Source organism: Mesorhizobium sp. WSM4810 (assembly GCF_055811235.1).
On the sequence record NZ_JBVVQV010000023.1, the window covers coordinates 35,802 to 62,345 of the forward strand.

Annotated in this window: 24 protein-coding genes and 2 pseudogenes; 14 read left to right on the plus strand and 12 right to left on the minus strand. The window is 60.1% G+C overall.

Translation table 11 applies throughout. From position 1 onward, the window contains the following. Positions 1–17: 17 nt before the first annotated feature. Positions 18–1,022 carry an NADP-dependent oxidoreductase gene (locus tag AC0L3O_RS26550; protein ID WP_473617022.1) on the minus strand — a complete coding sequence of 335 codons (1,005 nt, stop codon included), beginning with the start codon at positions 1,020–1,022 and terminating at the stop codon, positions 18–20. A gap of 177 nt (positions 1,023–1,199) precedes the next feature. Here AC0L3O_RS26550 and AC0L3O_RS26555 point away from each other — a divergent pair, with 177 nt between their 5' ends. The 5 genes from AC0L3O_RS26555 to AC0L3O_RS26575 all read left to right on the plus strand — a co-directional run bounded on the left by AC0L3O_RS26555 (position 1,200) and on the right by AC0L3O_RS26575 (position 6,138). Then, complete coding sequence (locus AC0L3O_RS26555) at positions 1,200–2,066, plus strand: LysR family transcriptional regulator (protein WP_473617023.1); 867 nt, start codon at positions 1,200–1,202, stop codon at positions 2,064–2,066. 585 nt (positions 2,067–2,651) lie between these two features. After that, on the plus strand, positions 2,652–4,364 hold the full coding sequence (locus AC0L3O_RS26560) for a ParB N-terminal domain-containing protein (RefSeq protein ID WP_473617024.1): 1,713 nt from the start codon (positions 2,652–2,654) through the stop codon (positions 4,362–4,364). Between the two features lie 93 nt (positions 4,365–4,457). Then, positions 4,458–4,934, plus strand: coding sequence for a hypothetical protein (locus AC0L3O_RS26565; protein ID WP_473617026.1), 477 nt, complete (start codon positions 4,458–4,460; stop codon positions 4,932–4,934). Next, the gene (locus AC0L3O_RS26570) at positions 4,931–5,815 is read left to right on the plus strand and encodes a DUF7007 domain-containing protein (protein WP_473617027.1); all 885 of its coding nucleotides are present in this window, start codon (positions 4,931–4,933) and stop codon (positions 5,813–5,815) included. Before AC0L3O_RS26565 ends, AC0L3O_RS26570 begins: the two co-directional genes overlap by 4 nt. Then, the gene (locus tag AC0L3O_RS26575; RefSeq protein WP_473617028.1) at positions 5,815–6,138 is read left to right on the plus strand and encodes a hypothetical protein; all 324 of its coding nucleotides are present in this window, start codon (positions 5,815–5,817) and stop codon (positions 6,136–6,138) included. Before AC0L3O_RS26570 ends, AC0L3O_RS26575 begins: the two co-directional genes overlap by 1 nt. 16 nt (positions 6,139–6,154) lie before the next feature. Here the strand turns inward: AC0L3O_RS26575 and AC0L3O_RS26580 are convergent. Continuing rightward, a pseudogene (locus AC0L3O_RS26580) lies at positions 6,155–6,458 on the minus strand (alkylphosphonate utilization protein); the annotation flags it as partial. A gap of 503 nt (positions 6,459–6,961) precedes the next feature. On the opposite strand from AC0L3O_RS26580, the gene AC0L3O_RS26585 reads away from it, so the two are divergent. Then, positions 6,962–7,549: a hypothetical protein gene (locus AC0L3O_RS26585; protein WP_473617029.1), complete on the plus strand. Its 588-nt coding sequence runs from the start codon at positions 6,962–6,964 to the stop codon at positions 7,547–7,549. Positions 7,550–7,839: 290 nt separating this feature from the next. On the opposite strand, the gene AC0L3O_RS26590 is transcribed toward AC0L3O_RS26585, so the two are convergent. Next, positions 7,840–8,415: a GrpB family protein gene (locus AC0L3O_RS26590; RefSeq protein ID WP_473617030.1), complete on the minus strand. Its 576-nt coding sequence runs from the start codon at positions 8,413–8,415 to the stop codon at positions 7,840–7,842. A 21-nt stretch (positions 8,416–8,436) separates the two neighbouring features. Then, positions 8,437–9,621, minus strand: coding sequence for an MFS transporter (locus AC0L3O_RS26595; protein ID WP_473617032.1), 1,185 nt, complete (start codon positions 9,619–9,621; stop codon positions 8,437–8,439). 318 nt (positions 9,622–9,939) lie between these two features. Here AC0L3O_RS26595 and AC0L3O_RS26600 point away from each other — a divergent pair, with 318 nt between their 5' ends. The 3 genes from AC0L3O_RS26600 (at position 9,940) to AC0L3O_RS26610 (ending at position 12,705) form a co-directional block, all read left to right on the plus strand. After that, the gene (locus tag AC0L3O_RS26600; protein ID WP_473617033.1) at positions 9,940–10,866 is read left to right on the plus strand and encodes an ArdC family protein; all 927 of its coding nucleotides are present in this window, start codon (positions 9,940–9,942) and stop codon (positions 10,864–10,866) included. Continuing rightward, positions 10,866–11,729, plus strand: a complete 864-nt coding sequence (locus AC0L3O_RS26605) for a hypothetical protein (RefSeq protein ID WP_473617100.1) — start codon at positions 10,866–10,868, stop codon at positions 11,727–11,729. Before AC0L3O_RS26600 ends, AC0L3O_RS26605 begins: the two co-directional genes overlap by 1 nt. A gap of 664 nt (positions 11,730–12,393) precedes the next feature. Beyond that, positions 12,394–12,705, plus strand: coding sequence for a DUF736 domain-containing protein (locus AC0L3O_RS26610; protein WP_095482589.1), 312 nt, complete (start codon positions 12,394–12,396; stop codon positions 12,703–12,705). Between the two features lie 69 nt (positions 12,706–12,774). On the opposite strand, the pseudogene AC0L3O_RS26615 reads toward AC0L3O_RS26610, so the two are convergent. The 4 genes and pseudogenes from AC0L3O_RS26615 to AC0L3O_RS26630 form a co-directional block, all read right to left on the minus strand. Further along, positions 12,775–13,077, minus strand: a pseudogene (locus tag AC0L3O_RS26615) (WGR domain-containing protein); the annotation flags it as partial. 143 nt (positions 13,078–13,220) lie between these two features. Continuing rightward, positions 13,221–13,499 (minus strand): HU family DNA-binding protein, encoded by a 279-nt coding sequence (locus AC0L3O_RS26620; protein WP_473617035.1) that lies wholly within the window; start codon positions 13,497–13,499, stop codon positions 13,221–13,223. A 402-nt stretch (positions 13,500–13,901) separates the two neighbouring features. Continuing rightward, positions 13,902–14,225 carry a hypothetical protein gene (locus AC0L3O_RS26625; protein WP_473617036.1) on the minus strand — a complete coding sequence of 108 codons (324 nt, stop codon included), beginning with the start codon at positions 14,223–14,225 and terminating at the stop codon, positions 13,902–13,904. Positions 14,226–14,229: 4 nt separating this feature from the next. After that, positions 14,230–14,916, minus strand: coding sequence for a ParA family protein (locus tag AC0L3O_RS26630; protein WP_123150432.1), 687 nt, complete (start codon positions 14,914–14,916; stop codon positions 14,230–14,232). Positions 14,917–15,349: 433 nt separating this feature from the next. Here AC0L3O_RS26630 and AC0L3O_RS26635 point away from each other — a divergent pair, with 433 nt between their 5' ends. Further along, positions 15,350–15,730, plus strand: a complete 381-nt coding sequence (locus AC0L3O_RS26635; RefSeq protein WP_473617037.1) for a hypothetical protein — start codon at positions 15,350–15,352, stop codon at positions 15,728–15,730. A gap of 317 nt (positions 15,731–16,047) precedes the next feature. Here AC0L3O_RS26635 and AC0L3O_RS26640 read toward each other — a convergent pair whose 3' ends face one another. Further along, positions 16,048–16,971, minus strand: coding sequence for a hypothetical protein (locus AC0L3O_RS26640; RefSeq protein WP_473617039.1), 924 nt, complete (start codon positions 16,969–16,971; stop codon positions 16,048–16,050). Between AC0L3O_RS26640 and AC0L3O_RS26645 the strand changes: the two genes are divergently transcribed. Further along, complete coding sequence (locus tag AC0L3O_RS26645) at positions 16,912–18,099, plus strand: relaxase/mobilization nuclease domain-containing protein (RefSeq protein ID WP_473617040.1); 1,188 nt, start codon at positions 16,912–16,914, stop codon at positions 18,097–18,099. The genes AC0L3O_RS26640 and AC0L3O_RS26645 overlap by 60 nt on opposite strands. Before the next feature lie 321 nt (positions 18,100–18,420). Beyond that, positions 18,421–18,906, plus strand: coding sequence for a hypothetical protein (locus AC0L3O_RS26650; RefSeq protein ID WP_473617042.1), 486 nt, complete (start codon positions 18,421–18,423; stop codon positions 18,904–18,906). A 7-nt stretch (positions 18,907–18,913) separates the two neighbouring features. Here AC0L3O_RS26650 and AC0L3O_RS26655 read toward each other — a convergent pair whose 3' ends face one another. Next, on the minus strand, positions 18,914–20,053 hold the full coding sequence (locus AC0L3O_RS26655) for a hypothetical protein (RefSeq protein ID WP_473617043.1): 1,140 nt from the start codon (positions 20,051–20,053) through the stop codon (positions 18,914–18,916). 138 nt (positions 20,054–20,191) lie between these two features. Here AC0L3O_RS26655 and AC0L3O_RS26660 point away from each other — a divergent pair, with 138 nt between their 5' ends. Further along, on the plus strand, positions 20,192–21,868 hold the full coding sequence (locus AC0L3O_RS26660; protein ID WP_473617044.1) for a RecQ family ATP-dependent DNA helicase: 1,677 nt from the start codon (positions 20,192–20,194) through the stop codon (positions 21,866–21,868). A 78-nt stretch (positions 21,869–21,946) separates the two neighbouring features. Here AC0L3O_RS26660 and AC0L3O_RS26665 read toward each other — a convergent pair whose 3' ends face one another. After that, positions 21,947–22,423 carry a DUF6998 domain-containing protein gene (locus tag AC0L3O_RS26665; protein WP_473617045.1) on the minus strand — a complete coding sequence of 159 codons (477 nt, stop codon included), beginning with the start codon at positions 22,421–22,423 and terminating at the stop codon, positions 21,947–21,949. Between the two features lie 436 nt (positions 22,424–22,859). On the opposite strand from AC0L3O_RS26665, the gene AC0L3O_RS26670 reads away from it, so the two are divergent. Beyond that, the gene (locus tag AC0L3O_RS26670) at positions 22,860–23,702 is read left to right on the plus strand and encodes a hypothetical protein (RefSeq protein WP_473617046.1); all 843 of its coding nucleotides are present in this window, start codon (positions 22,860–22,862) and stop codon (positions 23,700–23,702) included. Positions 23,703–23,876: 174 nt separating this feature from the next. On the opposite strand, the gene AC0L3O_RS26675 is transcribed toward AC0L3O_RS26670, so the two are convergent. Continuing rightward, positions 23,877–26,336 carry a type I restriction endonuclease gene (locus AC0L3O_RS26675; protein WP_473617048.1) on the minus strand — a complete coding sequence of 820 codons (2,460 nt, stop codon included), beginning with the start codon at positions 26,334–26,336 and terminating at the stop codon, positions 23,877–23,879. Positions 26,337–26,544: the final 208 nt, after the last annotated feature.

Below are 26,544 nucleotides of genomic sequence, written 5' to 3' on the forward strand. Positions count from 1 at the left end.
CAAAAGACCATTTGGTTTCACAGCTTTATTAACTGCTTGCCAAAGTTCTCCCCATTCAACATGCGCACAAAGGCATAAGGTACCGCTTCGATCCCTTCAGCGACGTCTTCTTTTGTCTCAAGAAGTCCCTGTTTATACCAGGATAACAGGTCGGCCTTTGCCGTCTCAAATTCGTGTTCATGGTCATCAAGCAAGAAACCTTCGATCCGCGCACGAGTGATCAGAGTTTTCCTGAGATGTCGCAAACCGATATCTGGCTGATCAAATCGATCAGCCAAAGCAATCGTCCCGACGATCACAACTCGACCGAACGTATTGAGATTTAACATCGCCGCATCATGGATCGGTCCCGCAGTATTATCGATAAACACGTCCACTCCGTTCGGGCAGGCAGCGGCGACATCGGCCACCAGGTCGATCGACGTTCGGTGGTTGATGCCTTGGCGATACCCAAGCTCTTTGCACCATTTGAGTTTTGCGTCCGTGCCCACAATAGCAACCGGATCAAGTCCCTTTATGCGCGCGATTTGCCCCGCAATCTGCCCCACAGCACCCGAGGCCGCCGAGATCAAGACTGTCTCGCCTTCTTTCGGCTTGCCGGTCTTGAGAAGCGAAAAATACGCCGTCAGGCCCGGCATCCCTAGGTAGCTGAGCGAGGCTTGCACTGGGGCGTCGCTCGCGGTCACAATCTTGGCTGAAGACGCAGGAATGGTCGTAAAAGGCTGCCATCCAAAATAGTCACTCATGACAATGTCGCCCGGCTTGAAATCGGGAGATTCAGATGAGATCACTTCCCCGATTCCGCCTCCCGACATCAGATCCCCCAAACCAAAGCCAGCGGCGTAATTTTTCGCCGGACTGATCCTGCCGCGCATGTACGGATCCACCGAGAGCCACAAGGTCTTGAGTAGCAGTTCTCCCTCTGCGGGTTCCGGAATCGGGCGATCTTCCAGCATCCAGTTGCCGACCGTCGGCATTCCCGACGGATAACTCCGTAGTACCCAACTAGGATTCTTGGCCATGGCGGTCTCCTTACGAGCACAGGTGCTCCCATGTCTGGGTCGGGTTCTGTCCCTCAAACCCTGATGACCAAACGACTTGCTTCTTGATGCATCAGTTTGCATGCCGTGATAATAGGCATTTAGGAGAAACATTGTTTTAGATTTTGAAAGAGTGTCTGGGTGGATATGGTGACGGCGATGCGCATCGCAATCGAGGTTGCGCGCCATGGGAGTTTTACCGCAGCGAGCCGCGAGTTGAGACTTTCCGCGCCGTCAGTCAGTCGAATCATGGCTGAGTTGGAGGCCGATTTGGGGGTGCGTCTCTTCAACCGGACCACCCGTCAACTCAACCTAACTGATGCAGGAATGGAGTTCGTGCAAAAAAGCTCTGGCATGCTTGAGGAGCTCGATACTATCCGGAGCGTGGTTCGCGAGCGCCACGAAACTCCGCGCGGGCAGTTGCGCGTGTCATGCGTCATGGCTTTCGGCAACGAATGCCTGGCAGCTGCCTTGCCTGAGTTCTTGCGAAGGTTTCCCCAGCTAGACATCTCACTCGATCTCGGCAACCGCTTGGTTGATCTTATCGAAGAGCATTACGATGTTGCAATTCGAGTCGGTCCATTAAGCAATTCATCTATGATCGCGCAGAAGATATATACGCAAAGAATAGTATTTGTCGCCTCTCCTGGATTTTGTCGAAGGTTTGGGGTGCCCAAATCAGTCGACGAAATCAGAAGCTATCCATCGGTCACGCAAGTCAGCGGAGAATGGGGGCGAACACACCAGTTTAGGTATTTAGGCGAAATCGTCGATTTCGAAGTTCCGCAACACTTTACAATGAACTCCGCACGTGCGGTCAAAAACGCTTGCCTGACCGGATACGGCTATTCATTGCTCCCGGATTTTATGGTCGCAGACGACCTTGCAGAAAACCGTCTGGTGCAGCTGCTGCCAAACTACGAACCCGTGGAGCAATCAATTTACGCCTTTTATGCGCAACGGCGCCATACACCGCAGAAGATACGAGTGTTCATCGACTACTTGGCTGAAGTTTTCGGTCGTTGAACACTAGAATGCTGCCAGGATCATTCTTGTCCGAACTGTTGTGCAGGCCCCCCGAGTTCGGGCGAGCCCCCAAGCGACTACACCAGCCGCACCTCGAAAAACCAGCATCAGCCAGGCGCCAATGCGATGGGGTGACAATCGCGCGTGCCTTCGAAGCCGCAGATCACCGGTCGGTCGTACGCCAGGAGAGCCTCGATTAGGTGGTCATGATCGGAACGATAGTGGCCATCGGGCTTCGATTAGAACTTCATGGCGCAGCTTGCCGGCTGCAGGATTGTGATCCCGATTAAACTGGACGTGCTCTAGATCCACGTCGCGGGGAGGAGGAAAGGAAAAACGGACGAAGAATAAAGCCCGCTCGCAGATCGGGCGGGCCGCTGACGCTGGCGCTCAACCGCGCCGCTCGCGATCCCGGCCGATCGCTCTGCGCAGGGCTCAAGAGCCCCGCTTGATCTGCCCGGCAGGGATGCTCGGCCGCAGTTGCACCGGCCCGTCCGCTCCGCGGCCCGGGGGACGTCTTCGGGAAGAAGACGAGGAAGGACCCGCGAACGGCGGTGTCCGCAACCCCCTTGAAGGAGCATCTCCATGGAACTGAAGTTTGTCGATCCGCGTGCGCTGAAGGATAACCCGGACCAGGCGCGACGCTCGAAATCCAGCCCGCAGGCCGACGCGCTGCTGCTGGCTACCATTCGCGCCGTCGGCATCGTGCAGCCACCTGTCGTGGCGCCGGAAGCGGATGGCGGCAACGGCTATGTCATTGATGCCGGACATCGTCGTGTGAGGCAGGCGATTGCCGCGGGTTTGGAAGAGATCGCCGTGCTGGTGATCGAGCGCGCCGAGGATGGTGGTGCAATGCGGTCGCTGGCCGAGACGCTGGCGCATGAGCAGCTCAATCCCGTCGACCAATGGCGCGCGATTGAGCGGCTGGTCGCGCTCGGCTGGACCGAGGAAGCGATCGCCCTCGCTTTAGCGCTTCCCGTCCGCCAGATCAGGAAGCTGCGCCTGCTCGCCAACGTTCTGCCGGCCATGTTGGACCAGATGGCCAAGGGCGACATGCCCAACGAGCAACAGTTGCGCACCATCGCGTCGGCTTCGCTTGATGAGCAGACGGAGGTCTGGAAGAAGCACAAGCCGTCCAAGACCGATCCCCAGGTGTCGTGGTGGAGCGTGGCGCAGGGCCTGACGAAGCGCCGCATGTACGCGCGGGACGCCAGCTTCGGTGACGATCTCGCTCAGGCCTACGGCATTGCCTGGGGCGAGGACCTGTTCGCTCCGGCCGACGAGGACAGCCGCTATACGACGGATGTCGAGGCCTTCCTTGGCGCGCAGCAGGAGTGGATGGCAAACACTCTGCCCAAGCGCGGCGTGATCGTGGAAGCCGGTCAGTGGGGCGAGCCGAAGCTGCCGCCCAAGGCCGAGCGTGTGTACGGTAAGCGGTCGAAGTCCGATCACACCGCCATGTATCTCGACCGCGACGGCAAGGTGCAGTCGGTCGCGTACCGCATGCCGGCGGCCAAAAAGCCCAAGGGCAGGGATGGCGCTGATGTTGAGGCCGATGGCCATGATATCGTCGTTGCGGCAAAGCCGCGTCCGGACGTGACGCGCAAAGGCGTAGAGATGATCGGCGACCTGCGTACCGACGCGCTGCACGAGGCGCTGTCGCGCGCACCGATCGAGGACGACACGCTGATGGCGCTGCTCGTTCTCGCCTTCGCCGGCCAGAATGTCACAGTGGCATCTGGTGCCCGCGACATCTCCTGTTACGGGGCCGCAGGCCTCGGCGAACATGCCGCGCGCCTGTTAGACCAGGAGGGCAGGCTCGCGTTCGACATGGACACTCTGCGCACCGCCGTGCGGTCCTTGCTGATCGACGTTCTGTCCTGCAGGGAGAATCGCTCCGACAGCGGCGTTGTCGCCCGTGTCGCCGGCGACGTCATCGCCGCCGACAACTTCTTAGCCAACATGGGAACGGAGGACTTCCTGTCATGCCTGTCGCGGCAGGCATTGGAAGCGGCCTGCGCGGATACATCCGTCCTGCCCCGTCAGAAGGTCAAGGACACCCGTGCGGCCCTGGTCGAGCATTTCAAGGAAGGCCGCTTCCTCCACCCGTCGGCGCTGTTTGCGCCCACCCCGGAAAAGCTGACCGCCTGGCTGAAGATGAACGAGGCCAGGCAACAGCCTGAGGACGACGGCACGCCGGCGCACCAGGACGAGCTCGACGGCGATGCGATCGTCGAGCCGCCGCACGACTATGTCGGCGACGATGACGCTGAAGGCTTCCGCGAGGCCGCCGAGTAGCAGCGCGCGCCTTCGTCCTTCCGATCGCATTACCGCCGCCGGTGACCTCACCGGCGGCGGTTTCGTATTCACCCCAAACACCGGAGATCCATCATGTCGGCTCAATTGATCTATGACCTCGTTCCACTCGGTTCGATCGTAACTTATCGCGATGGAGCACCACGCCCGCCCGAACGGCATCGCAAGAAGCTCGCCGCCTGGGAGAACCGCAACAGCGGCGGCCGGCTGATCCGCAAGCAGGCTGAAACCCGCGTCGGCAACACCACGCTGCCGGCGTCCATTACCCTGCACAAGGGTGACTATGGCAGTCAGGGCACCATCGTCCTGCGCGTTCACCAAAGCTTTTCGGTGAACAGCGATCTCAACTTCGCGGTCAAGGAGCGGCCCGCTATCGGCTCGGTCCTGGTGCTCGACCGCGACGGCGAAGACGCCGAACTTGTCTATCTCGCCAGCCATCGTGCGGATGCCGAGGAATGGCTGACGCGGCACGGCTATCCGCGAGCCGTTCTGCAAGATATCACGGCCGAAGCCGTGGCCGCGGATACCGTCGAGGGGAGGGCGGCGGCATGAGCGCGGCCAGTCCCCAGATACGAGACGACGAGGCCCCCGGTTTTCCGGGGGTTTGTTTTGGCCGCAGCGCCGACAACTATCCCGTTGCGCTTGTCGGTGAAACGGCGTTCGCCATGGTTCCGGCCCGGAACGGCCGGTATCATCTTGTCACGGGCTGGCGTATCCGCCGGCCCATGGCCGAATGGACGCGCAGCGATTTCTGCGGCCATGCCGGCGAGCTTGCCGACGCGGCGGCGTTTCGCGCGCATGTCGAGGAGAACGCCCTCCACCAGCAGCAGCGCGCAGCGCTCGGCCGTCGCCAAATCCATTCCCGCGCCCACACGCCATGGGGAACGTCGCAGGGAGCGACCGTCTATGCCGAGGGCGTCGTGGCTCACTCAACGGCAGGCCATGGCGGGTTCCATCTGTCGGCGGAACGAAATCGCAAAGTCCATGACATGCTCCGTGCCGATGGCGGCTGGTATGAAGAGGACTGCCATTGGGCGGCCGTCGCCCAAGCCTTCCCGCAGCTCTTCACCGACTTCGAGATGGCGTGTGCGGAAAAGACGATCCGCGACTGGTATCCGGACGCCTGGGAGGCGATCCACGGGAGGGTGCTCGAACCCGGCCAATCTGCGAAAAAGGACGAGCGGGCATTTTTCGAGAAGCATACCGATGACTGGGTCGTGGTCTCGGCGATCCGTTGCGAGCATCAGGCGGGTTCCACCGAGGTTATCGCGACCCCTGGCGGCAAGCGTGGACCGGGCACGGAGGAACGTCGCTTTCTCGTTCCGATCGACGAATACCATGTCGGCCGCTTTGGATTCGTCATCGATGTTACGCGCCATCGTGTCTATGGCGGGCCATCGAGCTTCATGGATTGGCAGGGGAGCGACACATAATGTCTGTCCCCGATCGCCGCGCGCAGCTCTTTCGCATGGAGGAGGCACGGCGCCAGACACAGCGCCAGCTCGATATGATCGACCGGCAGATCATAAGGCGGATGACGGCGATTATTCCGCAGCTCAAGCCCCAGCGTACCGGCCACCGACGCCTTAAACCTGCCGATGCCAGGACCTTTCTGGAACGGTATCGATCGAACCTTGCCGCGATCACACAGGAAAGGCAGCACGAGATCGATGCGCTATCTCGCAAACTGGCAAGGCAGGACGCTGCAATCGAGGTGCTGCGTGCCAGACTGCCGCCGGATCTGCTGCGCGCCTGATACTGCGGCCTGCTCGGCGCCTGCGTACGAATTCGGTTCGCAACACCAGCCCCTTGATCGCGTCATGCCGGCAGTCGATTTCGTCGGGATTGTCGGTGAGCCGGATCCACTTGATCACCGTGCCCTGCTTCAGGCTCTGCCCCGCGCTTTTGACCTTGAGGTCCTTGACGAGGGCGACGGAGTCGCGGTCGGCCAGCACCTTGCCGGCGCATCGCGCACTTCGATGCTTCCGGCAGTAGCTGCAATAGCGGCCATCCCGACGCTGGTCGCCATTCCCCTGTCGCGTCGTCATAGACGTAGTCGTCGTTCTGATCTGTCATTGCGGCGGGATTGAAACCAGTGCGTTGTCAGTCCGACGTGGGAGCAGGCCGAAGATCTGATCCGCATCGCGCGGACCGGCGCACATCTCCGAGACCGGCAGGAGCCGATGTTCAACGCCGTCCCTCGCGCAGCTAGCGGGCAGGCGGATCGTGTGGCGGCGGGAATTGAACAGTGCATTTCCTCCCGCATGCCGATGTCCGAATTCATCCCTGGCCGCTCTTTCCGGCGGGTTTGCTGCGGTCTGAACCGGCGGCTGTCCGCTTCAAGGCCGCTATCGCGCCGCGGAGCGGCCGGAACCCGCCGATCTCGGCAAGGCCGGCCCGCGTCCTGCGCAGGGACCAGTGAAGGACTGGCCCCCGCTTTTCCGCAAGCCGACCCCGCTCGCCTGGCAGGTCCCGGACCCTGAAGCGTCCAGCTTCCGCCGGTTCCTTTCGACCGCACCCGCAGGGAAGACCGGCAAGGGCCGGAACACCTGAAGGGCATCGCTAGAAAGGAAAGCTCAATGTCCAGTTCAACCCGCTCCACCAGGACCAAGGCCCGCGTCGTCCAGCTTCGCAAGGGCACGACACTCGAAATGGTTCGGCTCTGCTGCCCCGACGGCCATCAGGCCACGCTCATCTCCGAAAGCTTCGGCCTTCCCGTCCTCGACAGCGACGGCATCCGCGAATTCCACGAGCGCAGCCTGATCGATGGCGCCGACACACTCTCCGAGGGACTTTCCGACAAGGCGATGCAGATCCACGTGCAGAGGATCGTCGGCTCCTTTGTCGGCTCCGCTTATGGAGCAGGCCAGTTCTACTCGAAGGCCGTCACCGAGGCCAAGGACGCCACAGCCAGGCTCGCCAACGATACCCGCGATGAGGACCTCGATGGCCCGGTGGGTTTCGACAGCAATGCACAGCGCAAGCGCGAGTTCGCCGCCGACATGGGCCTTCAAGCTCACGCGTTGCGCATGGCGGCCGAGGGCGCCGTCACCGCCTACGAGCACATCGTCGGCGAGAGCTGGAGGCCCTACGAGCGACAGGTCGAGAACCCCGGCCAGGGCGTCAGCCGGCAGGCGGCCGATGTGCAGATGGCGGCTCTGGGCTAGCTGCCACCGGGCGGAGCTTCGGCTCCGCCCGGCCTTCTTGGTCGATGCTGGCGCCATCATCGCGCTCCTGTCCGACGAGCCCGAAGCACCAGCGGGTTTGCGATGCGCTCGCCGACGCGCAGAAGCGGATTGCCGTCCGGTTGCCGTGCTGGAGGCAGCCCTCGGTCTGGCAAGGCCCGACAAGTTCGGTAAGTTGAGCCGATCATGCTGGAATTTCTGGAAGTGCGTGTGCATCGAGATTCGCGATCTGCCGCCAGCGAAGCGCACCACCCGTAGTCCAGACCGGGAAGTCAGAAGTTCCGCGATCGCTTTGACAGCGCTTCAGCGATGAACGCCGTTTTGGCGTTGCTGTAGCCTTCCCGATCAGAGCCGAACCTGTCGGCAAGGCGCTTCTTGAGAAGCCCATATGTTTTCGTCACGTCGGGATTGGCGCGCAAGTAGTCGCGAAAAGCTATATGCCGCCCGAGTTCTGGATTGGCCGCTGCACATACGTAGAGGTGATGCGCCGGCAACCTGCTCGGCTGAGTAAAGGCGTGACGCCCATCAATTCCCCTCTCACCCTCATACGTATATCCAATTTTCGACAGCTTACTGATAGCAAGAGAAAGGTCGGCTTCGGTTGGAATCACCACGTCCATGTCGATTATCGGCTTTGCGGCTAAACCGGCGACCGAAGTGCTTCCGATATGCTCAATCTCAAGCGCAGTTGCCCCTAGAGCTGGCGCAATCTCATCTCTGATCTGAGCAAAAACATCGGGCCATGCGGGATCATACGGCACGATAATTACAGGATTGATCATTTTTCCAACCGAGGGCTTTTGCCGCGAAATTCCCGAAGCCTGCGACGGGTTATGCGACAAACTCATGTGACGTAGCAAGTCCCAGGATCATCGCGGCTCTTGAGCTTTGCTCCAGACGGACAAGCCGCCAACGCAGACCGCAATGGCGAAGCCGCACACCATGTAGAGGGTCGCCTCGGAGGCTCCGGGCACCATTGTCGGCAGCAGATATATGGCAAGGCCAAACCCACTCGTAAGCAGGGTCGTGAAGGCTTGCACGCGGCCGATCATCGTGGTGTCCACAACCGTCAGAAGATGGCCATTGGCTGCCGCTCGGGCCACGTTCCAGAGCATGCCGGCCACGCAATAAAGAACAACGGCGACTGCCGGACGTGTAGCCAGGGAGAACAGAATCAGGGAGGCGCCCGCGGCAATCAGGATTGTCGGCGTAAGATTTCGGAGGCGTTCGGCAATTGATGCAATGCCGACAACCGCCAACGCGAGCATCCCAGCGACAGCGGCTGTCATTTCGAGCAGGCCGAACAGTCCGCTGTCTCCGCTGAGCGATCGGGTCACAAAACCTGGAAGGAGCAGATTGGTGATCTGGATCACGGCAAAGGCCAGGCCGACAGTTACCGCCGCAGAGAGACTTTGGGGGTTGTTGAGCAAATAGCTCAGCGCCTGCCTCGAAGCGGGAATGAGGCTGAGCCGCTGCGACGATTGAACATTGCCGCCATGCGACGTGATCATCTTCAGCATGGGAAGACAGGCCAGCGCCACCAGTGCGAACAATAGGGCAGACATGGGACTGCCGAGCCTGTCGATGGCAAGTCCGGCAGCACCTGTTCCGATCGCTATGCCAGTCTGGTTAAAGAGGGAGAGCCGAAGGGCGAATCCCATGCGCTGGGCTTCTGGGACAATCGCCTGCAAAATACCACTCAACGATCCCGCCAAAAGCGCGAACCCGAAGGCTCCCAATACGCCGGAAACGATGAGAAGCACTGGCGACAGAGATTCTGCGACAATTCCGGTGGGAGCGAGAAGGAACAGCCCTAAGGCCCTGATCATCTGCCCTGCCACCGTCACGGTCCGCCGATCGTGCCGATCGACCAGATGACCCGCGACCGGCGCAAGCAACAGACCTGCCACACTGGATGAAAGCAACACCAGTCCCACCAGCCGAGAGCCGCCACCATGGAAAGCTATCCAGGCAGGCAGAACGATTCCGACACCAACGATAAAGAAAGAAGCGCACGAAAATGCAATGAATAGCGGTCGTTCAAAAGCTCTCACGCGGTATCCAGCCTGATCAACATTGCTGCGCCTGGCACCCGATTCGCTAGCAGGCACCCTGGGCCAAAAAGCAATAAATGAGAACAAGCAGGCAGACCACCTGATGCGGCCGTGCCAACCGCGGTCGTCACGAATGTTGGTCCTGCTCCGGTCCTCGTTCCGCGAAACGGCTTCGCCGTCCTCCACTAACGTTGTGGCCCTCAAGCGACGTGTCCCTTCCTTCCGATTGCTCTTCTGCGGGTTCGCGGGCCTGCGGTCCTGCGCTGTCGGACCTCGTGACGGCCGCGATTGGCGCGGCCTCGAATGGAGGTCCGGAAAATGGACAGGAAAAGCAACAAACCCCGCGTCGATATCTACGTGAAGATCACCGACCGTATCGTCGCGGAGCTGGAAAAGGGCGTGCGTCCGTGGGTGAAGCCGTGGAGCGCGGCGAACACCACGGGGCGTATTACGCGCCCGCTGCGCCACAATGGATTGCCGTATCAGGGGATCAATACCCTGCTTCTCTGGTCGGAGGCGGTTTCGAGGGGTTTTGTTTCCCCAACCTGGATGACGTTCAAGCAGAGCGTCGAGCTCGGCGGTCATGTCCGCAAAGGCGAGACCGGCTCGATGGTTGTCTATGCCAGCCGCATCGTACGCACCGAAACCGATGCCCATGGCGAAGAGGTCGAGCGCGGGATCCCGTTCCTCAAGGCCTATACGGTGTTTTGTGCCGACCAGATCGACGGCTTGCCGGCGCAGTATTACGGCAATCCCGCGCCGGTGTCCGATCCGGTGGAGCGGATCGAACATGCGGATGCCTTCTTCGCAAATACCGGGGCCGTCATCCGCCACGGTGGCGACAAGGCGTATTTTGATCCGGCTCTCGACGTTGTGCAAATGCCGCCGTTCGAGAGTTTCCGCGACGGGCCCGGCTACTATGCAACCCTCGGACACGAAATTACCCATTGGGTCGGGTCGGAAAAGCGCCTCGATCGCAACCTCTCCCGTTATCACAAGGATCGCGAGTTCCGGGCCCACGAAGAGCTCGTGGCCGACCTCGGCGGCTGCTTTTTAGCAGCTGACCTCGGCATCGTGCCAGAGCTCGAGCCGCGGCCGGATCATGCCAGCTACCTGGCAAGCTGGCTCGAAATTCTCAGGAACGAGAAGCGCTTCATCTTTGCCGCGGCGGCCCATGCCCAGCGTGCGGTCAACTATCTGCATGATCTCGAGCCGAATGCGACACAGATCGCGGAGGCTGCATGATGTTGCATTCTCCGATCGTTGCCGGGGGTGGCGCGGAGCCATCCCCCATCCGCCTTCGTGTGCTCAGCCTCGGGGCAGGGGTCCAGTCCACCACGCTCGCGCTGATGGCCGCCCATGGGCATTTCGGCTCATTGGATTGTGCAATCTTCGCCGATACCGGCTGGGAGCCAGCCGCAGTCTACGAGCATCTGCGCTGGCTGATGTCGCCGAACGTCCTGCCATTCCCGGTGCATATCGTGTCGGCCCGCAATCTTCGGGAGAGCCTGATTGACGCTGGCAATGGCAAGAGATGGGCGTCGATCCCGGCTTTCACCCGCACCGTCGACCGCCGCGGTAATATCTCGATCGGCATGATACGGCGACAATGCACAACCACCAGCAAGATCGAACCGATCAGCCGCAAGGTGCGGGAACTGGCTGGTCTCACGCGCAAACGCTCCCCGACATACCCCGTCGTTCACCAGTGGCTGGGCATCTCGATGGACGAGGTGGTGCGCATGAAGCCGAGCCGGGCAGCGTGGCAACTCAACCGCTTTCCCCTCATCGAGAGCCGCATGACCCGGAAGGACTGTCTCGATTGGCTGAAAAGCCATGGCTATCCGAAACCGCCGAAGAGCGCGTGCATCGGCTGCCCCTTCCACAGTGACGCCATGTGGCGATCCATGCGGAACAACGACCGGGCGGCGTGGGACGATGCCGTGGAGGTGGATCGGGCGATCCGAACCGGCCTGCGTGGCATACGCGGCGAGGTCTTCCTGCATCGCTCCGGCGTTCCCCTCGATGAAGCCGATTTGTCTACAGCGGCCGACCACGGCCAGCTCGACCTCTGGCCGAATGAATGCGAGGGCATGTGCGGTCTGTAATGTCCCGCCTGGCACACGTCGGTGGCTTCAAGCACACCGGCGCCCTGCAGCCAGGCTGAAGACCCGCCATGGCACCGGTCAGTTTCGGGCAGTAGCCCAGCGGGCCGAGTCGGATCAGCCGGCCCGTGCCGACGTCCAGCCCGAGACGGGTATTTCCATGACCGTGTAGCGGCCATCCATCTTGAAGGGCAGACGCCGGACCCGGACTTTCGCCAGCCGGCCGGTCGTCCTTTGACCGGATAGGAGGCGGCGGTGCGTCCCTTCCGGTTGGACGGTCTGTCGTTATGCGATGGCGCCTGACGGGGAGGACGTGTTTGATGACGCCTCACCGTGGCTCCGGTTGCGCTGATCATGCCGATAGGGTTCGCCTGTCGTCTGGCCGGCGATTTCATGAAAGGGCGCACCACCTGCGTCCTCGATGTGGCTTGTCTGACCGAAGGCCGTCTTCGCTTCGCTACGCCTCGTTCTCAAACCCGCAACAGCCGGTCGCGACTTTCTTCCCCTGACGGCTGCGCCGCCATTCCGCGCGGAACAAGAAAGCCTCGCCCTGGCTGCCCTCCACTGCGTTGCGTCCCCTGCGGGGTGCGGGCCGATCGCCTCCGGTCTGTCGACCGCCATCGAGGTCGCGATGGTCGCGGCCCGAGAAACTCACGGAGACGACATCATGGCTACCATCGGCACCTTCACTTCCTCGGGCAACGGTTTTGCGGGCACGATCAAGACGCTCAACCTCAACGTCAAGGCCAAGCTGGTCCGCATCGAGAGCCCCTCCGACAAGGGCCCGCACTTCCGCATCTTCTCAGGCAATGTCGAGCTGGGTGCGGCTTGGCAGAAGGTCTCCAGGGAAACCGAGCGCGACTACCTCTCGGTCAAGCTGGACGACCCGAGCTTCCCCGCTCCGATCTACGCCACCCTGATCGAGGTGGAAGGCGAGGAAGGGCTCCAGCTCATCTGGTCCCGGCCCAACCGCGACTGATCGGACACCAATAGCGGCCCCGTCGCCAGACGGGGCCGCTATTGCATGTCGAGATGCCGGCCTCGGACGATAGCCACGCTTTCTCTTGCTGCGCAACAGCTCCAGGAACAACCTGACGGCTTCCCTCTCCTCGTCGAAGGAGTGCTGAACCATCCGTCCGCGCGTCCCGATCCGTCCCCAACGGCGGATCAGGCATGTCTGACCGAACAGTGTCTCATTGATAGACATGGCGTAGAACCGGGCCATGTTCCGACTCACGTCCATGCGTTCGATATAGAGGCGATAGCGTTGCGCAACCATGCCAACAGGATCGCGCAGGCAGAGTCCGCCGTCCAATGACAGCTTTGAATCGGTGGACCCGGATCGATTCATTCCCGTGAAGGGTCGTGGGACCGGCACACGCCCCGAGGCACCGAGGTTGACAACATCGGCTTTCCGCCACTCGGTGCAGTTCGCGAACCGGGCCTTCGATTTCTCGACGATCTCGGCCCACCGAAAACGAGCCGCCAGAGCGGTCAGCCGTTCAACGTATCCTTCACCGCCTTCGCCGGCGCGAAGGTGAGCTTTCTCGAGGCGGCGATTTTGATCGTGGCGCCGGTCGACGGGTTGCGTCCCTCACGCGCCGGCGTGTCCTTGACCTTGAACTTGCCGAAGCCCGGTATGCTGGTTTCCGCCCCCGATCGGGCGGCGTCCGAGATCTCCTTAAACACGCTTTCCACGATAGCCTTGACCTGCGCCTTGCTCAGGCTCTGCTCCGCGGCAATCTTGTCGGCGATTTCGGTTGTTGTCGTCATGATCTGCATATCCTCTGCTGCATCATCCTCGCCTACCTATGGCAATCACAACATGCCAATGGAACTCACGGATCGTGGGATTTCGTCGGCAATCCACTGGAAATAGCCGCGGATACCAATTTCAGGATCTTCCATGCTCTGACAAGAGGCGGATGTACACCAGCAGCTTCCGAAATCTCCAAGGTCGACCAGCCCTGCGCTGATCTCCTGGGGTTGGCGAACGACGCGTCAAGCGCGAAGATATGGTTTTGGCGCTGTAGGTGCGGCCCACATCGACGGGCAGAATGGCCCGTCGATGCTCCCAAGCCCCGGTGACCGTGCTTGAGCACTGTCAAGGTCGCGCGGACCTGCGCCGCAGATCAGTGCGCCGCGAATCGGTTGCCTTGACAGCGCGAAACGCGGTCACAGTTTCGGCAGGCGGTCGGCGTGCTTCTCGAGAAAATCGTTGACTGCTTCAACATAGTAGTCGTTGACCCGCCTGCCTTCCGAAGCAGCGAGCAAGCGCAGGCGCCGCTTGTCCTTGGCGGCGACATAGATGGTCGTCGGCTCCTTCTTGTCCTCCCGGAGCGATTTTCCAGCGACAGGATCACGTTTTTCGCCCGCTTCCTTAACCTTGCGGATATCGGTGCCGCTCAGTTCCAGTTTCGGGCGGCTCAGCTTGGGAAGCGCAGGCGAAGCCGGCTGCATCACGCTCAGCAGGGCGTCCTTTTTGGCGTTGTTGTCCATCACGTCACTCCGCTGCGGCCGACCGGTTTGCCTCAATCACATACTGGACAATCTCGGCAAATATCGCCTCGGATTCGACTATCGCCTTCGGGTCCACTCGGCCGCCCGCGTAGAGCGTCGCGCCGGTCTGCATGTCCTTGTAAGCAATGCGGTAGGGCATTTCATCTCCGGCAATTCGTGTGCCGTTTTGCTGTATGATCTCCCGCAAGTCGGCAAGCGCCCTTGCCCGCTTGTCGATAAAGGTGTTGTTCGTGAACACATACATCACCGGCAGGGCAAAGCCGCGGTTCTCGGCGACCAGGGGAATGTGGCCGTTCACAAGCTGATGAGCGGCGGTAATATCGTCCATCGCAAGATGCACCGGCACCACGGCGATGTCGGCAGCAAAAAGCGCAGCGGTCAGCTCATCGTTGGTCTTGCCTTCGGTGTCGATGATGACCAGCTTGCCCTTTCTATCCTGTTCCTGGGCGAGCGCGAGGATGTCGGTGGGCGTCGTGACCGCCACGATCTCCAGATTTTCGGGCTTGTTGCCGAAGCGATTGAGCAGCATCGACCAGCGGTCGATATTCCTGCGCTCGTCGGCGTCGATGACAAAAACTTGGTGGCCTTGGTGCGCGGCGACACTCGCCAAGGCACGCACGAGCGTGGATTTTCCGACGCCGCCTTTTGCCACGGCAACGGTGATGATCATCAGGCTCCGTCCTTCGCTGAAAGCGCTATAGCGTTCTGATTTATAACGTTGCGGCGCTGCGACTTTCAAGCAATTTGATACTTTAATTTATGCCGCTGCGAAGCCTTGGCGGCATGACGTTACGCCGCCATGAATTGCAGCGTTGTGCCGTCGTAACGCTGTGCCATTGTGATGGCGTGTTGCTGTTCCGCTACAACGGCATAGAGTAATACTGCTATAGAGCTACAGCATCATTCAATTATAAAGAATGCGCGCGCAGCGGCGCACTGGATAAAGAATGAATTGCTCTGACGGTGGCAATGTCATGATCTTGTTTTTCCCCCATGTTTAAGGTATCTCGTCTTTGGCAGGATAGCGAGATTTGTGGAACAAATCCCTTTTGCGCGCCCGCGTTGCGGGCTTAGGTCGGAAAACATGGGGGACAAACAAGACCGTGCCGCGTCAAGCCGCCAGCTACGGAGAAGTTGTCAGGTTCCGCGTTAGTGCCGACGAAAAGGCGGCGCTCGCCGCCGTCAGCGAGCGCGAAGGCGTGCCGGAATCCGAGGTCGTCCGCCGTCTTCTGCGTGCTGAAACGGGGCTGTTTCTGCCGGTGGCCGCTGTCGATCGACCCGCGATCGAAGGGCTGCAAGAACAGTTGCGCAAGATCGGCGGCAATCTCAATCAGGCCGTTCGTGCCATGAATGCCGGCCGCGTTGGCTACGAACCAGCGCTCGCCAAGAGCCTCGCAGCACTTCTCGGAATGATGCAGCCGATGAACAAGCGGCTTGCTGAAATGGCGCGGCCGGCCCGGGCACGACGGAGCCGGGATCCATGAGCGGGTATTTCACCGAGCTGGCGCTCAGCATCGATGAGATGCTTGGCGGTAACGCGCCGGCCGTCGAGGCAGGGATAACGGACGAGCTGTCGTCGGCAGAGGAGATCCGGCGACGGGCCTATGCCACTACTGTGGCAGCCTGGAGCTCACCGGTAGCGACACTGGGCACCGACAATGCTCTGGCGACGCGATCGTCCGGGCGTGCAGCGGGAATAGGGAAGGGCAGCGCAAAAATTTCATCCACGCAGCGGCCAGCCGCTGCAGCGCAAGCGAAACCGGCCGCGCCGGCGGCCGTGAAATTCGCTGCTACCGGAAATTCAACGCCAAGCGCAAGCGCAGGGCCGCTCACAGCGGCGGCAGTTGCCGGCGCGATGGACTCTGCAACCATCACTGCCGCTCTGCGGCCGTTTACCGGGCAAAATGACCCGATCGCCGTTTTCACCAAAGTCGCCGCAATGGCGGTCGCCAATGACGAGGATGAAAGACGGCGACGAGGAGGGGGTGGTGGTGGTGGCAGTGGTGGCGGTGGTGGCCACCCGGTTTCGACCGCTGTTGCAAAGGCCACGCGCGGACCAAGCCATGCGCAGGCAATCGCGGCGCGCGCGGGAATCGCGGCCGGCGCGCAGCCAGCGGTGTTCAAGGTCGTTTCGACTGCCGCGACGAACGGTGCTGCCGGCGCCTTGCTCGAATATCTCGGCACCAGGCCCGATGAGGACGGCAAGAAACACGATATCGAGGTTTTCACGAGCTCGGGGCTCAGTGTCGAAACGCGCGAGCAGCGACGGGCGCTTCTGGAGGAGTGGCAGGAAGACTTTCGCGAGCCGTTCAAAAACACGAATTTTATCGAGGTCGACGTCGAGCTCGCCAGTGATCCATCGCGGGAGGAACTGCACGATGCGTTGAATGCCGCGTTCGGCAGCAGGCCCTTCGTCTATGCGCGCGCAGGCACCACCGTGAAGGTCTATGCCTACACCGACATGAAAGCGGCAGCACTTGCAAAGGCATTGCAGAAGCTCGACCACGAAAACGGCAGGGGAGGTGTTCTGCAATGGGCCGATGACGGGATTGCTGCCCGGCTGAAGGGCGCCGGTGTTGTCGGCAAGGCCGAGATCAAAGCGGCCGTTTCGACCGAGAGAGGCGGGCAATACTTTCTGCAGAAATTCATTCGCGCCAATGCCGGCGTGGTCAAGTCCGACGGCGACGAGCTGTCCGCTGGCCAGCGCGCCGACAAGGCCGCGCAAGCCCTCTACGCGTCGTGGAAGACGGATTTCAAGACGGTGGAGCCACGCAACGTTTATCACGTCGTCTTTTCGGCCAAGACCGGCACAGACGCGCGTGCGTTGCTGCGCGTGGCCGAGAACGTGCTTGCCGAAAAGGTCCCTGACCACAAATGGGCGATCGCGCATCATCCGGAGACCGGGCACGTCCACGTGCACGCGATGATCCTTGCGCGCTCGGAAAGCGGCCGGCAGCTGCATTTCAGCAAGGCCGACCTTTACGAGTGGCGTGCGGCCTACGCCGAAAAAGCCCGCCAGGAGGGGATTGCTATGGTGGCGACCAGCCGCATGGACGTTGCCGCTTCGCGGCCGTTCAACATGCGCCAGGTCGGTGTGTACGAACGATCGAAGCGGGACACACGTTACTCTGTTTCGCCGACGATCGCGCAACGCGTCGAAGCGAAGCGCCAGGCCGTTTTTGAGGCAAAGACGATCGCCGCCTATGGGGCACGGATCTCGCGCGGCTGGCAGCTGACCGCCACCATGGTGCGCGAGGCTATGCCAGGGTTGCAGGCGGACGCCGGCGCAGCAGCGTTTTCGGCCACGATCGCCGAAGTCGCGGCCGTTCAGAGGTCCGAACTTCGCGCGGCGCCGGCGTCAGGCGGGGAGGGGAGATCGCTATCGCCGTCGGTCGAAAAAGTTGTTACTCTAATTGATCTGACCAACCGTATACAGGAGATCATGAGCATGGAATTGTCGCCGCTCGAACTTCGCCGGAGGATCGCGGATGTGAACAAGGCCTTCGACCGGATCGACAGCTCCTTGTCGAAGCCGGAGGACAAGCAGGAGCTCGCGGGCATACGAGGGGAAATGAACGGCCTGTTGAACGAACGGCTGAATGATGTGCGCGTGCAGGCGGTTACTGGCGGTACCGGGGTCACGGACACGGTGCGAGACGAAGGCCGCTCTCTTGGCGAAAAAGAGCACCAGGCCAAGACGCAGGATCGCGCAAACGAGCAGAACCCACGGCAGCCCGACAAACAGGCCGCACCGGGCTCCACAGCGGGAAAGAAGGCCGAGCAGCAGGCGGATCGTGTCGAACGTCAAAACCGCGACACGCAACGCTCTTTGGACGACGATCGGGAGCGTTGAGTAGGGAGGTGGCGGGCTTCCAATCGACGGGAGTCGATCCCCTTGCGGACCATCCCCGATGGGAGGTCAAGGGAACGAAGTGACCCGCATGCGACTTTCGAGCTCCGCAGGGCGAGGGCCACCTCGCGCAGCATGTCGGACGTTGAGGTCAATTTTGCCGCCTCCCGAAGCCGCCATCCTAAGCGACCATAGAGGTTGTGGCAGCGGATGAGCAGACATTGATCTCAGGCCCGCCGCCATTCGCTTTGCTTCGTAGGGCGGCATTGTTGACACGACGGACCGCCGGAGGCATTGCCGTCCCATCAACGGGACTTGGGCAATATGAAGAGACTGATTTCGGCGGTGCTGGCCGCCACCTTTCTTGCGGCGACATCGGCATCGGCTGAACCGCATTTCGCGGACTATCCCACGAAAACTTATCTGAAGGGCAAATCCGTATTGCCGAAATTCACGGGTTCCGGCGCTCACTATAGGACGCGCATCCGGAACGAGATGAAGGCCGGGCCAAATTTCGGCGGTCATTTCACCCTGATCGAAATCGGCTGCGGCACATCCTGCATCTTCGCGTTTCTGATCGACGCCAGGGACGGTAGGGTGGTCGATTTCCCGCTCGGCGGTGAGGAGAACTACCAGCTCCAGATGAAATACGGGATCGACAGCACCCTGCTGCAGGCGGACTGGATGGACACGACCGTTGGCGACTACGACACGTGCATCCGCAGCTACTACGACATCGGATCGGGAAACCTGACGAAAGTCTCCGAGGAGACCTACAAGGTCGAGCGGTTTTCGTTCTGCAGGCAGTGATGCCCGATTAGCCACCGTTTGCGGGCTGGCCGACATCGACGGCTTTCATCAGCTGGAAGCGGTCGTCATAGGATTGGTTCAGGCAGAGCAAATTGCCGCCACAGGAATTCCGTTGCTTGATCCAATCGCGCTGGTTTGCCAGCAGTGCCTTGCGAACCTTCGCGTTGTCGTAGCTCCGCATGAAGAGATAGATCGCGTTCATCGCTCGGTCTTTCGCCCATAATCCGGCATCTCGGCATAGGACTTTTTCCGTTAGCGTAACCGCCTTCCGGCAATCGAAACTCGGGCCTTCGATGCCTGTCGGCAAACCCTGGTCTCGCAGATGAGCCTCCGTCTCCAAACAGACCGTGAGCGCTCCCTTGGTGTTCAGCTCCGTCTTTGCTTCTTCGAGCATCGGCGTCCAGACATCGATCCAGATGTCGTTCCCCGCGACCTGCTGACCCGTCTTGATCGCTTCCATGTTCTCCCGCTCGACGATTCCTTTGTCGAATAGGAAGAATCCTTCGCAACGTGAGCGGAGCATGCCGTAAGACACAAATCGATCCGCGTAGATGTCAACCGTCGGTGCATCCCTTGGTGTGGTAACCTTCAAACCGTCTTGTTCGAAGATGTCGATTCCGAGTGCCCGCGCTCGATCCGGCGTCAGGAGTAGGAAATCGTTCGGCCCAGCAATCGTGAAGAATCGGATCGCTTCGATGCGCAGACCGAGGTGCGTCAGGTAAGATCCGATCTCGGCATTGGCCACTCCGGATTCCTTGTACTCGCCGTTCTCCTCCCGGTAGGCGGCATGGAAGCCGATCTTTGAAGAAGCCGACATATATCGCCGGGCACCCGCAACCCAGATCAGGCCGCAGGCGGAAAAACACTCGCTATCCGGTAAAACCATAGTCGCATAGTTGTGGAGCCGGATTTCCGCCCCGATCTGCAGAGACTCCTTAACAAGGCCGCCTGGGCTCTGAAGGATAACCGAAATCCGATCATGACCCTGGATCAGATCGTAGAAGCGGTCGCCATCGCCGCCGGCGATTTCGCCTTTGATGCTGATGAACCCGACATTACCTGGAATATCGAGAAATTCGATCTCGGCTGCCTCTGCCGAGGTCACCGTTACCAGCAACGCGAAAGCGCAGAACAGAATCCGCCACATAGCCCAAGCCCCTTTGCCCAAAGCACTCTGTAGCAAACTTCCCCCCCTGATCAATGCAGCAATGGTCAGCCTTTCATAAAACTTTCATAAACCTGTTCTGCTACTCCTGTTGTTTCGGGGACTTGGACAAGAGTAGAAATGGATCAACCTATTGCCGCCGATTCATGGCAGGAGATACGCCTTCAGGTTCTCAAGCGTGACAACTACCGTTGTGTCTCGTGCTCGACCCCGGTGAAGTCGGCCCAAGCGGATGTCCATCACCTGTTACCCAGATCGATGGGTGGAACGGACGAACTCGCGAATCTGGTTACCCTCTGTGATGGCTGCCATGCAGTCCATCACCCAAACCTGGCGGGTGGTCTTGCGAGACGCGTTATTGAGCGATGGGCGGTCAGGCTTGCCCGTTGGTTGGATACTGAAGGCCAGGTTTCAGAAGGCGTCGGCAATTTCGGCCCGGTCCTCCGTCTGTTCGAGATGGATCGCTTCCGGCAAGGCCAGTTGCCGATTGTGCTGGCAGCTCTCTCTGGAAAATCGGTCCTGGTCGTCAGTCCCACTGGATCGGGCAAGACCCTTTGCTTCCAACTACCTGCTGTGCTTCGCTGCGGTCTGACCATGGTTGTTAGTCCTCTGAAAACTCTGATGTCGGAACAGGTGTCTGATCTGTTGGCCAAGAAGATCCCGGCCACCTTTATCAATAGCGACCTGAGCGTCGACGAAAAGCAAACCCGGTTTTCGCTGCTGGGACGGGGCGCGATCAAATTGCTCTATCTGGCTCCCGAGCGCTTCTTTGTCAGGAGCGAGGACGAACGTGCTTCCCTGAAGCAGACGCGGCCATCGTTCATCGTCGTGGACGAGGCCCATTGTGTCGATCAATGGGGTAGGGACTTTCGGCGGGAATACGGGCGCCTCAAGGAGGTCCGCGAAAAGCTAGGTGCGCCACCCGTCTTGGCGTTCACCGCGACCGCTGGGCGAGAGATGCAGCAACGCATCCTCAAATCGCTCGGTATCGAAGACGCCGAGATCTTTGTGCGCGATGTCGACAGACCGAATATCGCGCTACTCCGATGGCGACGCGCAGCCGATCAGCGAGCCGGGGAAATCGCATCTCTCCTGCGGATACCGCAGCTCCAAGGACAGAAGGCGATGGTGTTCGTGCCCTCGACGAAGGTTGGAGAGGAGTTGCAAGCGGAGCTACGCAATCTCGGGCTTGAAGTGCCGCTCTATCACTCCAGACTGGGAAACGCTTGGGAACGACAGGAACTCGTCAAGCGCTTCCTTGGGCAAAGCAGGCCGCCCGTCGACCAGATCATCTGCACTAACGCCTTTGGCATGGGCCTCGATGTGCCGAATGTCCGCCTCGTGATCCATTGGCAGCAGCCGGCCTCGGTTGAAGACCAGCTACAGGAATTCGGTCGCGCCGGGAGGGATGGAAAGCCTTCCGTGGCGGTCATGTTCCACAATGGTTCGAGCGTCGGCCGCGATATCTCAAGGCTACGTTTCATGGCCGAGAAAACAGTGGAGGCAGCACAGATCTCCGCGCTCGACCGGGAGCATATGCTGGAGCAACGCTATCATCAGATTGATCAGGTCAGTGAGCTGATGAAGACCCGGTCCTGCATGCGCACCGCAATCTCGGAATATTTTCAGGGGCCGAAGACCACTCGACGTCCAAGCTTTTCGGTCTGGATTCTGGATTGGGCATTCGGCACTCGGACGAAGTCTCGACGTTTCCGCGCCTGTTGCGATCATTGCGATAAGGCGGAGATCAGACGCCGCGGGATGGCGGGGTACGTTGCCCGGGTCATTGCTGGCTAGGTTTACAGGGCCGATGCAGACCTGCACATTGCTGCGGGGCGAGGGAAATTATGCTGGCGCCCGGCCAACCACTTCCGGCTAGACGTCTATCCGCCTCAGTCGATCCTCGATCGGCACAAGGGCATCCGCTGCCCTGATCTGCACCTTCGAAACGGGCCGTTGCCCGACCCACGCTTCCGGCATCTTCACCAGCGCGATGTGCTCAGGGCCATTGAATATAATCTCGCCTCTGAGGCTGTCGAAGTCGATATCGAAAAACAGCAGGTGGTCGGCTCGGGTATCGACGCACCGGAACACCGGGCCTCTTCCGGTTCCCGTTGCTTTCACCTGCACGGAACGCCTGTCGGCAGCGTGGCCGTCGATACCGGTGCCGTTCGCTTCGATCAGCTTGATGCCGAAAAGTTCGGCTGCCACCGCCTCACCGATGTCGCCAACCAGATTGCCGTCGAGCGTGAATTTGAGGCCAGCGACCTTGTAATGTTCCCGCAGCCTGTTTCGTGCGGCAACCAGCTCGGCAACGACTGGCGGCAATGAGAATTCGCGTCTGTATGGCATTGTTAAACTCTTGCGGGCCGATCCCCGCCCCCCATTTTCGAGTGAATCGATGTCGTGCTTCTTCCAACTACTGCAATGCGGTTACCAATAGGCAATCTTCCTGAGGTGCTGACCGAACAAGGCTTCGCGCCGCATCGCTGCCGTTGTGGACGGTTCTCTCACCGTCTGAAAGCGGACATCAATCACACAGGACGTCGCGGTCGCGCTAGCACCGGATCTTCACATCGCGAGCTTCTGACGAGGGTTTCTGTTGAGAGTGGCGACCTGGGAACCGCACGGCTGACACGGCAGCTCGGCCGCTGCCGCCGTGTATGTAAGTTCTTCGGCGGTAGGCTACCCAGTGGCCTTGATCTCGTTCATAAGTGAAGGATCCGGGCACATTGCTTCGCGTTCAACCGACGACTCCGGATAGGGCCACGCCTCGTAGAGGATGTTCATGTTCAACTTGCTGATGCGCTCGACGGATTGGAACAACACCAAGGAGTCCATGCCGCTCGAACGGATGTTCGAGTACACCGAAAAGCATCTGGCATCGAGCTACATGAACGGCACGACACCGAACTTCGATTGGCTCATCCAGCACCCTTGCCTCTTTATGGACGAGGGAACGAAGGAGGAGCCCGTCTACGTCGGTCGCATCAACCGCTGCCGTATAACCGGCAACGAAGTGGCCATCGAATACCAGATCGATAAAGAGGCCCCCGTCCTTCGCAACAGCTTCATATACGCGAACCGCAAGCTGTTTGACATGAACGTGGATTTCGAGTTTTCCCGAAACCACTGGGCCTTGAAAGAGGTGGACCTGTACAAAGTCCTCTTCCACACCATGCGGGCTCCGGTCCGTCAGCGTCCCCAGGTCTTCGAAATTCCCGAGCAGGAATACACCGACCAGAGACTCGTCTCAGCGATGATGCCCTTCGCGGCAGGGTTCGACGCTGTTTATCAGTCCATCGTGGAATCCGCGCACGCGGTCGGCATGGAATGCTCCCGCGCCGATAACGTGTGGGAGAACCATGCGATCATCCAGGATATCGTTCAGCTCATCGACTATGCTCGCATCGTGGTGGTCGATTGCACGACCCGAAACCCCAACGTCTTCTATGAGGCCGGCATCGCCCATACGCTTGGAAGGGACGTGATCCTCATCACGCAAAACCCCGACGATATCCCTTTCGACCTAAGGCACCTCAGGTACATCCAATATTTGAACAACGGCGAAGGCCGAACCGACCTGACGCGAAAGTTGACCGATCGGATGCGCGGACTTCTGAAGCTTTAACGGTCTAGCCGAGGGGCATAATAGGATGGCGAGTCCACACCGGAGTGCTTTCGTTCGTCACCGGAGCACAATTAACGGGGGGCGTGGCGCATTCGGAACCAGTCCCCTGACCCGATATTGCAGAAGCGATTTCGTAAACCGCAACCCCTCAGGTGTCGCGGCATTCGTTGGCAATTAATCCAGGGGGTCTGTTTCCCGCTTTTCGATTTCCTGGCGGTAGAAGCGCGAGATACCCCGATCCATGGCCCCCAGGACATAGGCTGCGCCCGAATTCCGGTCATTGAGGTCGAAGGTGAGGCCCGCCGCCTCTGCAAAGTCTTTCGCCTGCTTTCCGAGATAGCGACGGAAGATTTCAACGACTTGCAACTTGGCTCGTGCGGATAGGTCTCCCAGCCGGAGTTCACGCTCTATGGCCTCCGCGAAGACGGCCATCGTCTTTTCGTCGGTGATCCGCGTGACCGGAAGGACGCCGTAGAGATACTCCAGACGCTCCACCAGCGTGCGCAGGTGGATGTAGCCCGAGGCGCTGATCTTCACGCTGTCCGCGGGGCCGACCGAGATGTTGCCCATGTGGTCAGCGTCAACCAGATAGCGCGTCAAGACGTGGGCGACGGCCTTCGCGGTATCCTCAGGGTCATATCCAAGCTTCTGCATCTCCTCGCAGAGATGTTCGACGCTGAAGTAGCCTTCGATGCTGATTTGCCCCGCCCGCTTGCGGTGCGCGGCGAGGTAGAAAAGGATCTCGATCAGAAGGAAATTGGACGGACGGGTCCACTCGTTCTCAAAATGAAAGACGTTCGAAACGAAACCACTTTGATCGCTGAAAAGCTGGTAATCAGTGCGCATCAGGATTTTAAGCAGATTGTGCTCGGTAATCCTGATTTCCTTCCCTCCTCGGACATGGGAGGTAATGGCATCCTCGCCCAAGTGCCCGGAGGTGATAATGCTGACGAACATGTCCAGCGCCCGGCGCACATCCCTGCCAGCAAGGCTTTCCATCACACGCGAGATGTTCCGCCGACGCTCGAAAAGCTCCACGTATAGCTCTTGCAGGAAGCGGCCCAGTTCCGAAGTCGGCACGACAATCCGCGCGCCAGACGGAAGCGTGTAAGTCTGCGTGTTGGCGGACTTGGAAGCGAGGTATTCCAAACTCAAGTCCAGGCGCTTGCGCACCACGTCAATGAAGCGCGGTGGCGAGATATGGAAGGCAATGCCCGCCCGGAATGTGTCGAGCGGAGGCTTAGTTTTGAAACGCTCGTATGTCTCGTCGCGCATCTGTAGGACCACGAACGCCTTCGTATGCCCCATAAACCACAGTGTAAGTTGGAAGATGTCGAGCTGGGTCTTGAGGTCCAGCCGATCCACGTTGTCCATGACCACGATCAGAAGTTCCTGTCGCTGGCCTAGAACGAGGTTGGCGAGGCCAATGGCATACTCAATCGGATTATCCTGCCATTTCTGCAGGTCCTCGTTGCGCAGGATCGCCGCTTTCGTTTCGTCCCACGCCGCAACGTCGTCATAGATCGGTTTACGGCGCTGAATCTGCTTGGCGAAGATGCCCCACAGAACCTCGCGTGAGGTGAAATCGATACCGGGGTTTTCGGCTTGGAAGCTTTCGTTAAAGGCCCGGCAAAGCCACTCTTGAGCGTTCGACAGGTCGAAGCTTCCGGAGCCAAAGTCCACCCATGCCCAGCGGCACCGGGCCTGCAATTCTGGTGGTTGCAGGACTTCCTTATACCGCCGGATGAAAAGCGACTTACCAGCGCCCACCGCCCCTTGGACAATCTGTAGCTGGCCCCCGGCTGGACGCTCTTCGTCGAACGCAGCAACCGCCTTTGCAACGTGAGGTTCAGAAGCCCCGGTCGTTTCTAGTTGCTCAACGATAGTGTCTTTGTGGATTTGCACCCGGTCCTTGAGCAGGGCCTCGAACACCTTGTCGTATTCTGTCACCTCCGCCGACGAGACGTAGGCCCGTTTGGAAATCTCGCGGATGTCGCTCGCATCTCTGGACGTAAAGTAGCGGCGAAGGACAGGGGAAAGATCGGCAGCGAAGGAGTTTAAGGCCTTCTTGGCGTTGATAACCGCTTGCCCACCTGCCTTGTTGAAAGGGCGGCGCCCGCGGTTCGGCTTCACCTTCCGCAGGCATTCAAGGGCATATTGGCGGAGAGCTGGGAAGCCGTAAACTAGCTGCACGTCCTGGAGCTGTTGGCTGCCCGGGCGGAGGAGCTTGAAGTGGATATCGAATTCCGGCGGCGCATCCCATTTGCCAAACAGGACGCGTGTGCCGCTTGAGGCAATGATGAAATTCGCGGGGTTGAGGCCTGTGGGGCGCTGGCTGTTTAGGTGGCGGGCATACAGCTGGGCTTCTCGGTAAGCCTGTTCGACCGGCACGCCCGGAGCCTTGGCCTCGACCAGCACGATGGGAAAGCCGTTAATCCAGACGCTGAAGTCGGGATAGTACCCGCCAGCAACCTTTGCGCCTTTGTCGATTTCGCTTGGAGCCAGGTACTCTTTCGAAAAGAAGTTCTGGCTGGGAACGTTGAGATAAAGCTCACTACGAATGAGCGGGATAAGAAGCTTCGCTTCTACATCCCCTTCGGTCTTGTAATGAAGGTCATCGTGGTCGATGTGCACCTAGAGAATCCCCCCGCGCCCAACAAATAGCCGATTGTCAGGGAAAATGCGATTCGAGCGGGGGAATCCCCCCTGTTAAGTCTTCAACTCCTCGCGGCTTCTGCCTTTGGCTTCATACGTCTGAAGCCACTCGGCGAGCGCCTTGCGCGGAGCGCCGAATGTCAGCTACGGGTCAGGTAGCGATGTCAGTCTAGCCGTGCTGGATGAC

Coding starts and splice junctions, on each gene's coding strand:
- AC0L3O_RS26605 (WP_473617100.1), top strand. CDS start 10,866: ATGTTGCATTCTCCGATCGTTGCCGGGGGTGGCGCGGAGCCATCCCCC.
- AC0L3O_RS26570 (WP_473617027.1), top strand. CDS start 4,931: ATGAGCGCGGCCAGTCCCCAGATACGAGACGACGAGGCCCCCGGTTTT.
- AC0L3O_RS26555 (WP_473617023.1), top strand. CDS start 1,200: ATGCGCATCGCAATCGAGGTTGCGCGCCATGGGAGTTTTACCGCAGCG.
- AC0L3O_RS26550 (WP_473617022.1), bottom strand. CDS start 1,022: ATGGCCAAGAATCCTAGTTGGGTACTACGGAGTTATCCGTCGGGAATG.
- AC0L3O_RS26590 (WP_473617030.1), bottom strand. CDS start 8,415: ATGAGTTTGTCGCATAACCCGTCGCAGGCTTCGGGAATTTCGCGGCAA.
- AC0L3O_RS26560 (WP_473617024.1), top strand. CDS start 2,652: ATGGAACTGAAGTTTGTCGATCCGCGTGCGCTGAAGGATAACCCGGAC.
- AC0L3O_RS26655 (WP_473617043.1), bottom strand. CDS start 20,053: ATGTGGCGGATTCTGTTCTGCGCTTTCGCGTTGCTGGTAACGGTGACC.
- AC0L3O_RS26585 (WP_473617029.1), top strand. CDS start 6,962: ATGTCCAGTTCAACCCGCTCCACCAGGACCAAGGCCCGCGTCGTCCAG.
- AC0L3O_RS26650 (WP_473617042.1), top strand. CDS start 18,421: ATGAAGAGACTGATTTCGGCGGTGCTGGCCGCCACCTTTCTTGCGGCG.
- AC0L3O_RS26625 (WP_473617036.1), bottom strand. CDS start 14,225: ATGGACAACAACGCCAAAAAGGACGCCCTGCTGAGCGTGATGCAGCCG.
- AC0L3O_RS26575 (WP_473617028.1), top strand. CDS start 5,815: ATGTCTGTCCCCGATCGCCGCGCGCAGCTCTTTCGCATGGAGGAGGCA.
- AC0L3O_RS26565 (WP_473617026.1), top strand. CDS start 4,458: ATGTCGGCTCAATTGATCTATGACCTCGTTCCACTCGGTTCGATCGTA.
- AC0L3O_RS26620 (WP_473617035.1), bottom strand. CDS start 13,499: ATGACGACAACAACCGAAATCGCCGACAAGATTGCCGCGGAGCAGAGC.
- AC0L3O_RS26665 (WP_473617045.1), bottom strand. CDS start 22,423: ATGCCATACAGACGCGAATTCTCATTGCCGCCAGTCGTTGCCGAGCTG.
- AC0L3O_RS26660 (WP_473617044.1), top strand. CDS start 20,192: ATGGATCAACCTATTGCCGCCGATTCATGGCAGGAGATACGCCTTCAG.
- AC0L3O_RS26670 (WP_473617046.1), top strand. CDS start 22,860: ATGTTCAACTTGCTGATGCGCTCGACGGATTGGAACAACACCAAGGAG.
- AC0L3O_RS26630 (WP_123150432.1), bottom strand. CDS start 14,916: ATGATCATCACCGTTGCCGTGGCAAAAGGCGGCGTCGGAAAATCCACG.
- AC0L3O_RS26600 (WP_473617033.1), top strand. CDS start 9,940: ATGGACAGGAAAAGCAACAAACCCCGCGTCGATATCTACGTGAAGATC.
- AC0L3O_RS26610 (WP_095482589.1), top strand. CDS start 12,394: ATGGCTACCATCGGCACCTTCACTTCCTCGGGCAACGGTTTTGCGGGC.